Below are 13,941 nucleotides of genomic sequence, written 5' to 3'. Positions count from 1 at the left end.
CTGGTGCTACGGCGCTCGGTGCACCCCAACCGACGCGGCAAGGACGGCCGGCTCCACCGCGAGATCGCCTACTTCCTCGTCCACGCCCCCGCCGGCACCACGGTCTCGGAGATCATCGCCCGGGCCGGCGGCCGCTGGCAGATCGAGGAGGACAACGAGATCAACAAGCAGCTCGTCGGCCTGGCCCAGTACCAGGTCCGCAAGTGGACCCCCTGGCACCGCCACGTCACCGCCTGCATGCTGGCCACCGCGTTCCTCAGCGTTCAACGCGCCGCCATCCCCGAACCCGACCAGGCCCTCGCATCCGAGCCGGATACCGACCTGGAGCAGGACCCCGATCAGGGAAAAGCCCCGAGCATCGACGAGAGCGAGGCCGCTGGCTGATCCCCGGCCCGCTCCTGCGGCTCTCCGTCCACACCATCCGGCACTGCCTGGCCGCCACCCACCTCAACCCCCACCACCCCGTGGAGACCCTCCTGACCTGCGAGTTATGGCGCCGACTCCACCAGACCCGCGCCACGGTCAGCCACTACCGACGCCGCGGAGACCCACTCCCGGACCGCCTCCGCCCCTGGGCCCACCACCAGCCGATCCCACCCATCACCGACCCTCAAGATCTCCGGCTGTAGTACCTGTTCGGCGGCGGTTTCCAGAAGTTGGCGGGCGGAGGCCGCATAACGGATGGCGGTCTTCTCGTCGATGCCGAAGACGAGGGACAGGTGGAGTGGGTCGGCGCCGTGGGTAAGGGCTTCTTCGAGCTGGCGGTCGACGCGGAGCCTTTCCAGGGTGGCGGTGAGGTTGCGGGTGGCCCGGGTGGTCCAGAGCTTTCCCGCCGGTCCGAGTTCAACAGCCGTCTTCTGGGTGGGGTCAGTACGCGCGTCAGCGTAGGTCGCCGGCGATCGCGCTGTCCCCGGAATCGGCGCCTACAGGGCCTTGCAGGCGACCAGCGGCTGCGGTGGGGTTCTACTCGGCGAGCTCCTCGAGGACCTCAGCGTTGTCGAGGTAGGCGTGTGACGGTGAGCAGGAGCGGCGAACGGACCCCGAGGTGGGCGCTGGAGTCAGCGATCACCTCGCTCAGCCAGCCGATCGCATCCAACGACCACTCGGAGAGTTCCCCTCGCAGAGTCACCCCATGTAGGGGTGGGCCGTTCCAGAAACTGTCATCAAATAGAGGAGCAAGGACAGTTTCTGGACTGCCGACGTCGTACGACGTGCATACGAAGACGTCCTGACTCAAGTGACCGAGGTGATCCGTGAGCCGCTGGGCGACGGCGGGGACCGACGGGTCCCGGCCACTGTTGACGCTGACCTCGACCGGAGTTCTCGCTTCCGGGGCGCACTCGGCGAACCACTCCTTGGTCTGCATCGCCGGCACGGGCGCGTATGGCGCCCGCGTCGCGGGGTCGAGCCCCTGTACCGGCAGGAGGACCTGTACCGCAGACAGGTTCGGGGTGCCGGCCCGCGCTGTCGCGTCCTCGGCGCACCGCAGGAACGGCTGCACCGGTAGCGGTCGGTCGTCGGCCACCGCGCTGGCCTCGACCTGGAACCACGAGATCAGTCCCGCTCCGGCAGCGGCGAGCGGGTGGTTCCACCCGGCGTCGTTCATGCCCCACAGCCCGGGCGCGCGGAGCATGCGGTCCTCGAAGCCACCCCCGGCCGACCTGTCGTCGAGCCAACCCATGGCGATCGACCGCTGGTAGAAAAGCGAGTACGCGTCACCTTCTGGCTCAGGACCACGCCAGTCATGCGGGACCAGCTCCCCGTAAAGGGCGGCAAACATGGTTCCAGCAGTCTGACATGCCCCGGGAACCAGACCAGGCTGGGCTGTGTCCCTGTCTTCCATTCCGCGTTGGCGGCCCTTCAGTAGCGACTTTCCTTTCCTAGTTTATCCGGCAATAGACGTTTGCCTGGTTATAGGGCCATTCGGCCGTGTCGGCCTCCCCAATCACGTCGACATCCATGTGATTGCGCCACGACGTGTACACCGTGTTGTCGCAGTCTCTGCGCGCCGTCGTCCGATTGCTGCTGCCGCCGCCCGGTGCGAGCTCCTTGACCGGCGAACACGTCTTCTGTCGCCAGGTGTTGTCCGTGTACCACTCGTAGAGGCAGTTGTACACGTTTGCACGGTTGTTGCTGCAAGAGCCCTTGTCCCACCATCCGTGACCGGAAACGGCCACGCCGGTGGAGGATCGATGGGGGTTGTCCCTGCCGCTGACTGGTGTGCAGGCAAGTGCTGCTTCCGTAGTCGCGTCAGTCGCGTCCGTCCTAGGAATCACCTGGCCCGAGGGGTCCAGGTAGACCGCGGTCGCGTCAGCGTCCGATGGTGCAACCCCGGGGACGGCGTCTTGGTACGACGCGAACGTGCGAGTCGAGTTGGCACGCAGCCCGGTGGGCTCGGCCGCGTTGACTGACGGGGCTGCGACGGCCGAGATTCCCAGCCCGAGTGCAAGCGTGGCCGCAGCGATGAGGTGTCGATTCTTGGAAGTCATGGCCCCCCTCATGTGATCCGAATCACCGGAACGTACCAGTGCAATAGGGTCCCGCTGTCCTGTCTCAGCGAAGTTAGTCGGACGCGCGTCGCTGACCTGGCAGGACTCGATTGGTTGAGACAGGAGTCTGTTGGCGCCAGTCCGTCAAAGTCTGGTCGTGGACGTAGCGCCTGATGATGCCGTAGGAGATTGAGGTGTCGTGCTTGTCCATGAGCTGCACCCAAATCTGCGTGGGACCGTGGCCGGCCTCGATCATGGCGTTGATGAGGGGCTGAACGGGATCGATGGCGGTCGACCGGCGAGGGGGTGGCTTGCGAGGGCGGGGATCGTGACCGTCCAGCGCGGCCCGGACGGTTCGCCAGGTGACGCCGTGGCGTCTCTCCAGTGCCCGTGCCGAGAGCGCTTCCGTTTCGGCGTCGTGGCGGATGCGCTGGTAGAGCTCCTTCTTGTCGACCTTCTTCGTCGATGTGGAGGGTGGACCTGGCTTGCGGCGTCGGCGGGGTGCTTCGGCGCCAGCGAGGACCCGTTGCAACAGATCGGGCGACCGTCCGGTCAGTGCGGCAAGACGTTCAAGCTGGGGATTGCCGAACCAGTTCGTCGATCCGGTGAGGAATCCGTGGAGGTAGCTCGGCTTGAGGTGATTGGCGCGGGCAAGGCGGCGGATGTAGGAGCCGATGGGCTCTCCGCGACGTGGTCGGACCTGGATGGGTAACTGGGACAGTGGCGGTTCGGGGTCCTGTGTCACCTGCGGGTCCGCTTCCGGGGTGCGACCGCGGTCTCCGCGGCGTGATCCAGAGGAATCGCGTCGATCGTCTCCTTCGTCACGCGTTCGGTGCCGCTGAGGATGGCGTCGATCGCGGCTCCTCGGATCGCGTGGGACAGGGCCCCGATCATGCCGTCGGTCCGGTTGTGGAGGTAGCGGTCGAGTTTGACCAGGCTGCCAGGTGGGTGATCGTGCAGTAGCAGGGTGTTTTCCAGGGTCGCGACCAAACCTTTCCACTCGGCGCCATATGGGAAAGGGCGGGTGGGAACGAGAGTGAAGCGGCCTGCGATCTGGGCTCCGCGGGTGCCGGCCAGAAGCTCGCTGTCCTCAACGCCGATACCTGCATAGACAAACGTCGCGGGAATGCGCTCGGAGAAGTACTTCAGGGTGTCGGAGACTTCGGCGCCGGACCGGGTGGTCTGCGAGATGTTGTGGATTTCGTCGACGAGGACCAGGCCGGTGCGGGTGTCGGTGCAGACGCCGACCACGGCCTCGATGATGTCAGTCATGTTCAGCCGGGATCGGATGGGCAGGCCCAGGAAGCGAGCGAACTCCGCGGCGACCATGCGGGCGGTCGCCGCCGGGGGGACGGTGATGTAGAGCACCGGGATGCGGTCGGGGACGCCTGGATGGCGAGCCTGGTCGAGGAGTTCGTGGGCGCGTCCGAGCTGGGTGATGGCGATGGTCTTGCCCGTGCCGGGCAGGCCCGAGACGATCAGGCCGCGGCGGGCGCTGATCGCGTGCCGGTTGAGCAGGACAAGCCGACGGCCGCAGGTCACGGTCTTCTCGACAAACGATGTGGCGACGACGAGCATCCTGGCGTGGTGATCCAGACGGGCCTCGTCGTAGAGGTCCCGGTCCATCGACGACAGCCGCTGCAACTCTTCCGTTGTCATCCGTACTGAAGGTTCGGGCGAGCTGGCGACGAATCTCCGCCACCCGTCCAAGGTGGTGAGTTGGCGGTTGGCTTGGGCATCGGCCTCCGGCAACGTGCGGTGAACCGCTGGTGCGGAGATGGTCATGGGCGTTTCCAGGGGTTGGCGAGCGGATCGAACAGACCCAGCGGGATGACCTTGGCGAGATCGCTGTCCGCCTCGTCGCCATGCGTGGGATCGGCGGCAGGCGGGTCTGGGGCCAGCAGGTCAGAAATGGTGGCTCGGGTGCGGGCGGCGACGCGGCGGTCTCGCCGGGATCGCTTGACCGGGCGACCCTTTTCGGTGGAGGGGCCGTCGTGGGCCCGCCGCAGCAGGGCAGCGGCGGCATCGGCGATCTGTTCCTCGGTGCCGCCGGGAACCTGTTCGCAGGCCCGGTCCCAGGCCAGCTCGCCGAAGGGGACACCGACGCGGTGCAGGTGCTTCCAGAACACGGTGATCCACCGGTTGCGGCGGCGGTCGCGTACCCAGATCCGGGAGACGTCGTAGGGGTCGTGGTGGATCTCCCACAAGCCTTTCTTCTCAGCGACCCCGGAGTGCTGGCGGCGCAACGCGTTCAACTCACGGTCGTCGTAGGTGCGGTGTTTGATGCGGATGCCGTAGGCGTTGATCGCCTGCCAACGCTCGGGAAGCAGTTCGATGTAGTCCTCGCCGCTGAGCGGAACCGGGACATAGCCGCATGATTCAAGCAGCGTCGCGTATTTCTCATTCGGTGAGAACGCCCGCGTCGGCGCATCCGGGTCGCGCAGTGCGTCATGGGGCCTGGTCTGCCAGCAGGCGAGAACCCATTCGTCGAGAAGACCCTGGAGTTCAGGAAGAGACCACAGTTGCCCGTCCTCCAGCTTCCGGCCGCGGCGGTCCGTGGTCGAGCCGGTGTAGCCCGCGACGAACTGGGCGAATAGCGTGGCCACGGAGCCCAGGGTCTTCTCGATCGTGCCCTTGTCGGTCGGCGTCGCCTTGTGAGCCGGCTGCAGGCTGATGCCCAAGTATCGGCAGGACGCACGGAAGTTGCGCGAGATGAACACCTTGCCGTGGTCGCAGACAATCGTCTCCGGCACGATCACCGGCCGAGCGGCCGCGTGCTCCAGGCGCTCGTCGATGCTCAGCAGCCGTCGGTGCGGCAGCACCGAGCAGGACATCCGCAGGGCCTCCGACCAGCCTGGGCGCATGGTCTCCGGAGTGACGCTGCGGGCCAGCAGCACGGACGCATCTGCGGCCTTCGTGGTGGGCCGCAGCACCGCCGCAGTGATCGACCTGGTGGCGATGTCGACCATAGCCGTCAGCTCGACCTTCTCGGCGATCCCGTCGTCTAGCCGCACCAGCACATCAAGCGGAGTCGAGTCGATCTGCATCAGCTCGCCCGGCGCGCTGGCCGGCACTTCGCCGAACGGACCGGGCGGCCTCGCACCGATCGAGCGGCGAGTGCGGGCCGACCCGGTGGCGTGACTGCCCATGGCCAGCTTGTCGAACAGACGGTAGAGAGTGGCCCGCGACGGCATCTCGACGGCGGCGGTCTCCTGGTGGTCGGCCAGGATCTGGCTGGTCCGCCAGATGATGAACCCAATGGTCCTCGACGACGCGTCGGCGGTCTCACCGATCGCCTGCCGCATCGCTTCCACCACCGCCGGAGCGACCTGCCCGAAGGCCGGCATCTGCTTGGCCGACCGGCCGTCCGCCAACCCGACCAGGCCGTCACGCTGGTAGCGCTGGCGCCGCTGTTTGATCCCGCTGGCCGACACCTTGTGGCCGGCCGCCGTCAGCTCAGCGGCCTTGGCCCGCTCGCGCTGGGCCAGCGAGTGCTGCTTCGGATCGAACTCCGGCCTCGGCGACGTCCCGTCCGGAGCATCCGGCGCCAGACCGTGCAGCACTTCCAGGATGTGTCTCTCCCACCAGCGAGCCCGCTCGGCGGCCGTCATGGGGAACTCGGCGATCCGGGCCGTTGGCGGCACCTTCCTCCCCCCGGTCATCGCAGACCCCCGCTGGAAAGACGCACGACCGTGCGCGGCCCCATCAGCTCGACCGCCATCCTTGATGCAGTCAGTTCCTGGAGCCAGAGCAGGTGGAACAGCACGGGCAGCGTCGCCAACCGGTCACCGGCCGCATCTGCCCCGGCCATCAGCGGCCCTGGGGCCGCGAAAACCTCCCGCAGCCGGTCCGCGGCCGGGCCGTGCAGACAACGGGGATGCCGGTAGCGCGACAACCACCGGACATTCGCCAACAGCACCGCCTCCGGCACCCCAACCCGCTCAAAGCCCCACCCGGCTTGAGCACACGCCAGCCGTGTCGCCTCGAACGCCTCGGTATCCTTCGGCTCGATCCGCTCATCCGCACGGACATCGACGACCACCGCTGAGCCGTCCACGCGGCGCACAAAATAGTCCGGGGCGTGCCGACGCTCCCGTTCGCCATCGTGCCAATGCAGCCAGAACGGCTGCGAGGCGATCCCCATTGTCTCGGGATCGAAGTCCATCAACACGAGCCGGTCGCGCTCCAGCCACGACTCGAAGCCGACGTGCTGCCCGGTCGTCGCCGACCAGTACCAGCCCGCGAAGTGGCGTTCACCCCGCAACCAGCGAAACGGCCGCACCGGAGCCACGTTCTCGAAGCGTGCCGTCACACAGTCCAGCAGCGGACGCCTCTGACGCTTGCGAACAGCGTCCAGGTACGACAACTCGACGTCCGGCCCTGCAAGACCTATTGTCCCGTCTCATTAGATCTTGCAGAGACAGGGCCCCTGACCTGCGGGCTGACAAGTTGAGTCAAGACTCAGGACAGGTGGAACAAGGAGTCTCAGGAGGGCCGTGGACGGAGGCGAGTGCTCGTCTCACCGATCATGGCGAGGGAGGGCAGCCCTGAGCTGGACTCCGTCAGGATGGTGAGACTCCTGGTCCCATGATTCGCAGTGAAGATGGCAGTTTCTGGACCACGCCGATAACCAACTTCGTGACTGAGAGCTGGCAGCACCAATTCCGTCGAGACCAGTCAGGAAGGCGACGAATCAGGTTCGTCCCATTTCCAGCCGGTTTCGGGGAACTGCTCGAGCAGGGCGGAGAGCGACATCGCCTGATGGATGGCGGATGACCAGTCCTGAGCGGAGACGTCGAGCAGGACCAGCGGCGGGGGTGTCTGCCGGAAATCGTAGGTGAGCATTTCGCGGCTTCCGTCCCCGCCGATGACGACGCTCCCGGGGAAACGCTTCTGGAACTCGCCGGCCTCATTGACTTCGATGAGCTCCGCGACGGCATTGATCATCAGGAAGTCGTCCGCAGGAAGAATGAACTGGCTCATGCTCCCTTCCGTGGCCAGGAAGTCTCGATAGTCCGCGGGGAATCGAACGCCGAAGTGGCGCTCGGCCTGCACGATCTCGTCGTCGTTCGAACTCATGGGCCCCGTTCTATCAAGGCCGGGGCGGCCCTGCCCGCACGAGGGTCGCAGTAGAGAGGAGTTGCTGCGGGGCGATGCCGAGCCGGTGTGCTGCCTCGGCCGGTAACTGGGGGTGGTCTCGCCAATAGGGCGCGGAGAACAGGCCGGTGAGGACGACGGCTTCGGGGTAGGTAGCCAGTTCGATCCGGGCCTCGGAGGGACGGAGGGGATCACCGAACGGGTCCTCGCCCAGCACGTCGAGTCGCCGGTTCCAGCGTTGCCGCAGGGACTCCCTGCTGCTCTCGCTGTTGAACCACCTGGTCAGGCGGTCACGGGCGTCGATGTAGGCCAGTGCGGTGGAGGGACGGGCGCCTCGCCGGACGATCCGCTGGTGCCGGAAGTTGGCCTGCAGGACCTCGGGCAGACGAGTCAGGTCGTGCTGTTCGTCGCCGAGGAGCCAGCGGTGATGCCGGTGGCAGACGCCTTCGTGGTGGAGCGTGCTGCGGACGACGAGACCGCGGATGTGCCGACGGGCCATGCAGAGGCAGCAGGCCGGGCGGCGCCGCGGTTCGATGACATCCTCGGTGGCGGACGACGGAAGCCGCCGGACCGGGTCGCCGATCAAGCCGAGCGGCGGCATCGCGCGGATCAGTGTGGACGGGCTCCGGCCGGTCAGCACGGCGAGCCGGGAGAGGCCTTCTGGGGTCCAGTAGCCGACTCGGTTGTCCACGCGGCGGTGCTGCCGCGACGGGCCGATCAGGGAGGAGAGGTAGCCGATGGTGAGGTGGTTGGCGTCGGCGAGCCGGTTCAGGTAGGAGCCGATGGTCTCGCGATGAACGGGCGGTGGCGCGAGCGGCAGGGACCGCAGCCCGTTGGTCACGCGATGCGCTTCTCGCTGCGGGTCCGTCGTCGGCGGGCGCGGGGGATGTTCTGCTGTTCCGCGCCCTCGTCCAGGTCGACCCGTTCCATCAAGGCTTTGGTGATCTTCTCGCTGCCGTCGAGGATGGCGTTCAGGGCGGCCTCGCGGACGAGGTGGGACAGGCTGCCGATCATGCCGCCGGTGCGGTCGTGCAGGTAGGCGCTCAGCTTCAGCAAGGTGCCCGGCCGGTGGGAATGCAGCCGCAACGACTCCTCCAGCGTCGCCACGAGTGCCCGCCAGGAACTCCGTTGCTCCTCGGTCTTGTGGCGGAAAGGGCTGGTGGGGATGAGGGTGTAGCGGCTGGCGATCTGTCCACCGCGGCGTCCGGCGAACAATCCGGTGCCCTCGACGTCGACGCCGGCCAGGACGAAGGTAGCCGGGATGCGTTCGGACAGGTACTTGATCTGGTCGGATGCCTCGGCGCCGACCGACCCGCGTACCGATGTCGAGATTGTGGAGTTCGTCGATGAGGACGAGACGGCAGCCGAGGGTGCAGAGCAGATCGCAGACCTTGTTGGTGACCTCGACCTGACTGAAGCGGGACGGCAGTGGCAGGCCGATGAACCGGGCGAACTCGATGGCCAGCATCTTCGGGGTGGCAGCGGGCGGGACGGTGACGTAGACGACCGGCAACGAGTCCGGCAGGACCTCGCCGCGCTGTCGCCCGAGCTGTTCGTAGTTCTTGCCCAGCTGGGTGATGGCGGTGGTCTTCCCTGTCCCGGCGGGTCCCGAGACGATCAGTCCGCGGCGAGCGGAGTGCTGGTGCCGGTTGAGCAAGATGCGCTTGCGGCCGGTCGCGGCGACATGGCGGATCGTCGGGGTGGAGACGATGACGAGTTGCGCGTGGTAGTCCTCCCGGGCCTGGTCGTAGGCAGTCCGTTCTGCTTCGGTGAGCCGTTGCAGGGCCGCTGGCGGCAGGACGACCGGCGGAGTGATGGTCTCCGCGACGAAGGCGGCCCAGCCCTCCTTGCTCGTCAGCGGGTGGTCGACATCCTCGGGCCCGAAAAGGTGCGTCATCAGCGGCTTCCGTCAGTGAAGGCGTCGAACACGCCGAACGGGATGACCTGGGCGATGTCTTTTTCGCCTTCCGGCTCCTCGTCCGTCTCCGGCTCGGGTTCGTGCCGGGCCTGTGGCAAGGCCGGGACGGCTGTCGCCGCTCTGGTGCGGGCGGCGATGCGGCGGTCGGGCCCGTTTCCGGCGCGGGTCAGCAGGTCGTCGATGACGGCGGCGATGGCGTCCTCGTCTGTGTCATCGGCTCCCTTGGCGGCCAGCACGGCTCTGGCATGGCGCCAGGTGAAGTCGGCGAAGGGTGCCGAGACCGTGCCGAGCCGGGTCCAGGGAACGGTGATCCAGCCTCCGGCCCGTGTGTCGCGTACCCAGACGTGGGAGAGGTCGTATGGGTCGTGGTGGACCTCCCAGAGGTTGCCCTTGGTGTCCACTCCGGACGGCTGGCGCCGGTAAGGGCCCAGCTCCCGGCAGTCGTAGGTGCGGTAATCGAGCGTGATGCCGTAGTCGTTGATCTTCCGCCACTCCGCCGGCAGCAGCTCGATGTAGTCGTCACCGCCGAGACAGACCGGCAGGTAGCCGGTGCGGGAGACGAGCATGGCGTAGACCTCGTTCGGCGAGAGTGCCTTGCCCGGCAGGAACGGACTGCGCAGAGAGTCATGGGGGCGGGTCTGCCACTGGGCGACGACCCATTCGTGGAAGAGATCGGCGAGTTCAGCGATCGTCCAGACGGCCTGGACGTCGCGGCCGCGCCGGGTGGTGTCGGAGCCGACGTATCCGGCGACGTGCTGGCAGAAGAGGGTGTTGACGGACTCGAACGTCCGCTCCACGACGCCCTTGTCCGTCGGCGTGGCCGGCCGTGCGGGCTGGACGGAGATCCCCAGCGAACGGCAGGCCGCGACGAACGTATCCGAGACGAAGACCCTGCCCCGGTCCACGGTGATCGTGTCCGGGACGATCACCGGACGTGCCGCGGCGTGCTCCAGGCGGGCATCGACACTCATCAACCGCGCGTGCGGGACCAGCGAGGCTGACATCCGCAGGGCTTCCGACCAGCCGGGCCGCATCGGTTCCGGCACAAGCATCCGTGCCAGCAGCAGCGCGGCATCCACGGCCTTCGTCCCGGCCGGCCGCAGGATCGCCGCGCAAATGGTGCGGGAGGCGACATCCACCGCGATCGTCAACTCGACACGTCCCGTCACGCCGTCGTCCAGGACGGCCAGGACATCCAGCGGGGTGGTGTCGATCTGCACCACCTCGCCGGGCCGGGCGGCCAGCGTCGGGGTGAACGGAGCCTCCGGCCTCCCGGCCAGAGACCGCCGGGTCGTGGCCGCCCCAAAGCTGTGACGCCCCTCGGAAAGCGACTTGAGCAGCCGGAAGTACGTAGCCCGCGACGGCAGCGGGACCGTGCCCTCCCCGTGCCGCTCTTCGACCAGCTTCTCGGCCTGCCGGATCACGCGGGTGCGGGTCCCCGTCGACGAATCCTCCTGCGCGGCCAAGACCTCCAGCACTGCCTCGACCAGACGCTCGTCCACCCGGCCGGTGCCCGGTGCCATGGACAGCCTGGTGGCCCGCCGGTCCACCAGCCCCCACAACCCCTCGTCCCGCCACTTCGACCTCAACCGGAACAGCGTCCGTTCCGACACCTCGGTGCCCGACGCGGTCAGCTCGGCCGCCTTGGCCACTAGCCGTTCGTTCACGGTCCGCCACTGCGGGTCGTACTCGGGCCGGGGAACAATCCCCTTCGGCGCATCCGGCGGGAGCCCGGTCTCCGCCTCAATCAGGTGCTTCTCGAAGAACCGGGCCTTGCGCAGGGCCACTTCGGGGACCGTGTCCAACAGGCCGAAGGGCGGCAGTCCCGGCGTGGGAGCCCTGGAGTCCAGCAGCTCGAACCCGTCCGACGCCATCAGGTGGGCGAACATCACCATGCTCGCGGTGTTGTGCTCATCGACCAGGCGGACGGTCGTGCCCGACAGGCCCACCACCGTCTGGACCCGGTCCTCGAACCGGACCCGGTCACCCACCCGCAGCACACCCCGCGACCGCTCATGCTCTGGCATCAACCCTCCACCCGGCAGACCAAGGAGTGATCGCCCAAGGGACGCGACAGATCCGTCCCCAGGCGGCCGCACCACAGCAGATGGAAGACGACCGGCAGCACCCGGATCGGGTCTCCGACCTGGGCAGCCTGGCCCACCAGAGGACCGGGAACCACGAAGGCAGCCTCCACCGCCTCTGTCACCCCGGCCCCGCCGAACCGCGGATGGCGGAACCCGGCCAGCCACCGCAGGTTCGCCGCCCGCACTCGATCGATCTCTCCCACGAGCCGGTAGCCCCACCCCACCGACTCGCACGCAGCCTGCGTACCGGCGAACTTGGCCAGGTCCCGCGGCTTGCGCCGGCCCTCCGGCCGGCAGTCCACCACGACAGCCGAGCCATCGGCCCGACGCGCGAAGTAGTCCGGCGCGTGCGACAGCCGTCCTCCCTCCGCCGACGTCCAGAACAGCCAGAACGGCTGCGACGAGAACCCGGCGACACGCGGGTCGAAGTCCATCGAGATCGCGTGATCACGCTCCAGCCAGGACTCGAACCCCACATGCCGCAGCATCGTGACCGCCCAGTACAAGCCCGGAAAGTGCCGCTGCCCCGGGTACGACGGGAACTCCCGCACCGGAACGACCTCCTCGAAGGCCACCTCAACCACGTTCCTCAGCGGCCGGCGTACCTCGACGCCCTCCCGGACCCAGGCCACGTCGAAACCGGCCGCCCTGTCCCTGCCGCTCAGCGGCTCCCCCTCATCGTCCACACCAGGACGATGTCCACTGGATTGCGACAAGCCACACGCAACGAGACAAGAGCCACCCCAAAGCGGGACACCGTCTCACTCAAACCTGTTTCGACCCCCGCCCCGCAAGGTCGGCACACAGATCAATGCGACAAGCCACAGTTCGATGCGACGGGACACCTATCTCAGCCGGTACGGCCACCCAGCACCCCCAGTTTGATCACCGGGAGCCTAGGTTCGCTGAGACGGAGGGTGAATCGACTGGGTTCGCTGAGTAAACGCCTCGAATGAGTGAGACCCGACACCCGCCAAGTGGCTTCGTTCACGTCGAGCGACAGCACTTGTGCACGGGTTCCGGAGGCAGTTGATGATCTACCCAGCCAGAAATGTTGACGAGAATCGACGTCATTGCCGTCGCTGCTTGCGTTGCGTGAGCTGTTCGCTGTGAATTGACGAGGAACGTCCGTAGAGGGTCAGCCGAGATACGGCCGAAAGGGATAGCAGGACCCCGGCGGTGTGATCGCCGAGGTCCTCGTGCTGTTTCGGGCTCACCACCGGGGCGGTGTCGTCTTCGTCGGGCGAGGCAGGGTTCCGGCCGAAGTCCCGCGTTCAGGCATGGGTGTCCGCGCTCCTGGCTAGGGCCTGTTCCGGGTTGAGATCTAGATTTTCGGTTTTCTGCCCCGTGTCACCTTCCGTGCTGGTAGAAGGCTGGTGTGACGCGGTCTGAAGTGACGGATGACGAGTGGGCGTTGATTGAGCCGTTCCTGCCGATAGGCGAGTTCGGCCCGTACCCAAAGCGGCTGCGGGAGCAGTTCGAAGGGGTGGTGTGGCGGTTCCGCACCGGCAGCCCGTGGCGGGACATGCCCGACGACCACGGCGCCTGGACAACGGTCTACCACCGGTTCCTGCAGTGGCGTGACCTGGGTGTCTTCGAAGCCCTGATGGACGGCGTGATCTCCGAGGCCGCCGCGCGCGGACAGGTCGACCTCAGCCTGGTCAGCGTGGACTCCACTGTGGCCCGGGCCCACCACGACGCCGCCGGCATGGTCGTGGACGCCGAGGTCCTCACCGCGCTGGAGAAGGCGGCCGAGGAGGAAAAGGGGGCACGCGCAAGGGAGGAAAAGGGCAGACGGGGACGGGCGCCGAACCCGCCAGCCCGGAACGTGAAGAGCGTCGGCGAGTGCGCCGACGGCGACGGGCCCGGCTGAAAGCGGCCCTCCTGGGACGCTCGCGTGGCGGCCTGACCGGAAAGGTTCACTGAACCGCCCCGATTCGAATGGAGACTCGATTTCATGAAAGGATCGAGTCATGGCACGACCTTCCCGATACCCACTTGAGCTCCGCCGTCGTGCGGTGCGCATGGTCGCCGAGGTGCGCGACGACCATCCGAACGAGACGGCCGCTTTGCAGGCGGTGACAGAGAAGCTCGGCATCGGCTCCCGTGAGACGCTGCGGAACTGGGTGAAGCAGCACGAGATCGACGCGGGGACGCGAGCGGGTACGACAACGGAGGAGTCCGCCCAGCTCAAAGCGTTGAAGAAGGAGAACGCCGAACTGAAGCGGGCCAACGAGATCCTGAAGGCCGCGGCGAGTTTCTTCGCGGCCGAGCTCGACCGGCCACACACACGCTCGTAGCCTTCATCGACGAGCACCGGGACCGCTTCGGCGGCGTCGAGCCGATCTGC

Annotated in this window: 11 protein-coding genes and 4 pseudogenes; 3 read left to right on the top strand and 12 right to left on the bottom strand. The window is 67.4% G+C overall.

Annotated features, from left to right (window positions below; all coding sequences use genetic code 11):
• Window positions 1-384: pseudogene (locus ACIBB8_RS35870) on the top strand (hypothetical protein); the annotation flags it as partial.
• A 604-nt stretch (window positions 385-988) separates the two neighbouring features.
• On the opposite strand, the gene ACIBB8_RS35865 reads toward ACIBB8_RS35870, so the two are convergent.
• From ACIBB8_RS35865 to ACIBB8_RS35810, 12 genes and pseudogenes are all read right to left on the bottom strand, one after another.
• Window positions 989-1,780 (bottom strand): hypothetical protein, encoded by a 792-nt coding sequence (locus ACIBB8_RS35865; RefSeq protein WP_366694639.1) that lies wholly within the window; start codon window positions 1,778-1,780, stop codon window positions 989-991.
• A gap of 100 nt (window positions 1,781-1,880) precedes the next feature.
• On the bottom strand, window positions 1,881-2,489 hold the full coding sequence (locus ACIBB8_RS35860; RefSeq protein ID WP_398959357.1) for a hypothetical protein: 609 nt from the start codon (window positions 2,487-2,489) through the stop codon (window positions 1,881-1,883).
• A gap of 73 nt (window positions 2,490-2,562) precedes the next feature.
• Complete coding sequence (locus tag ACIBB8_RS35855; RefSeq protein WP_398959355.1) at window positions 2,563-3,234, bottom strand: TniQ family protein; 672 nt, start codon at window positions 3,232-3,234, stop codon at window positions 2,563-2,565.
• Window positions 3,231-4,274, bottom strand: a complete 1,044-nt coding sequence (locus ACIBB8_RS35850; RefSeq protein WP_398959353.1) for a TniB family NTP-binding protein — start codon at window positions 4,272-4,274, stop codon at window positions 3,231-3,233. The genes ACIBB8_RS35855 and ACIBB8_RS35850 overlap by 4 nt, the downstream gene beginning before the upstream one ends.
• The gene (locus ACIBB8_RS35845; protein ID WP_398959351.1) at window positions 4,271-6,151 is read right to left on the bottom strand and encodes a Mu transposase C-terminal domain-containing protein; all 1,881 of its coding nucleotides are present in this window, start codon (window positions 6,149-6,151) and stop codon (window positions 4,271-4,273) included. Before ACIBB8_RS35845 ends, ACIBB8_RS35850 begins: the two co-directional genes overlap by 4 nt.
• A complete protein-coding gene (locus ACIBB8_RS35840) occupies window positions 6,148-6,882 on the bottom strand; it encodes a TnsA-like heteromeric transposase endonuclease subunit (protein WP_398959361.1) in 735 nt (244 codons plus the stop codon). Before ACIBB8_RS35840 ends, ACIBB8_RS35845 begins: the two co-directional genes overlap by 4 nt.
• A gap of 284 nt (window positions 6,883-7,166) precedes the next feature.
• Complete coding sequence (locus ACIBB8_RS35835; RefSeq protein WP_398959349.1) at window positions 7,167-7,568, bottom strand: SMI1/KNR4 family protein; 402 nt, start codon at window positions 7,566-7,568, stop codon at window positions 7,167-7,169.
• A 13-nt stretch (window positions 7,569-7,581) separates the two neighbouring features.
• Window positions 7,582-8,427, bottom strand: coding sequence for a TniQ family protein (locus ACIBB8_RS35830; RefSeq protein WP_398959359.1), 846 nt, complete (start codon window positions 8,425-8,427; stop codon window positions 7,582-7,584).
• Entirely contained in the window at window positions 8,424-8,801 is a 378-nt protein-coding gene (locus ACIBB8_RS35825; protein ID WP_398959363.1) for a hypothetical protein, read from the bottom strand. The genes ACIBB8_RS35830 and ACIBB8_RS35825 overlap by 4 nt, the downstream gene beginning before the upstream one ends.
• Before the next feature lie 142 nt (window positions 8,802-8,943).
• Window positions 8,944-9,483: pseudogene (locus tag ACIBB8_RS35820) on the bottom strand (AAA family ATPase); the annotation flags it as partial.
• Window positions 9,483-11,531 (bottom strand): Mu transposase C-terminal domain-containing protein, encoded by a 2,049-nt coding sequence (locus ACIBB8_RS35815; protein WP_398959347.1) that lies wholly within the window; start codon window positions 11,529-11,531, stop codon window positions 9,483-9,485. The pseudogene ACIBB8_RS35820 and the gene ACIBB8_RS35815, both read right to left, overlap by 1 nt.
• Window positions 11,531-12,277, bottom strand: coding sequence for a TnsA-like heteromeric transposase endonuclease subunit (locus tag ACIBB8_RS35810; protein ID WP_398959345.1), 747 nt, complete (start codon window positions 12,275-12,277; stop codon window positions 11,531-11,533). The genes ACIBB8_RS35815 and ACIBB8_RS35810 overlap by 1 nt, the downstream gene beginning before the upstream one ends.
• 692 nt (window positions 12,278-12,969) lie before the next feature.
• Between ACIBB8_RS35810 and ACIBB8_RS35805 the strand changes: the two are divergent.
• A pseudogene (locus tag ACIBB8_RS35805) lies at window positions 12,970-13,514 on the top strand (transposase); the annotation flags it as partial.
• A gap of 50 nt (window positions 13,515-13,564) precedes the next feature.
• Window positions 13,565-13,941, top strand: a pseudogene (locus ACIBB8_RS35800) (transposase); the annotation flags it as partial.

Origin of the sequence: Streptomyces sp. NPDC051286, from assembly GCF_044455345.1 — a bacterium.
Taxonomy (GTDB): Bacteria; Actinomycetota; Actinomycetes; order Streptomycetales; family Streptomycetaceae; genus Streptomyces.
This window is presented reverse-complemented; position numbering and strand designations above follow the sequence as displayed.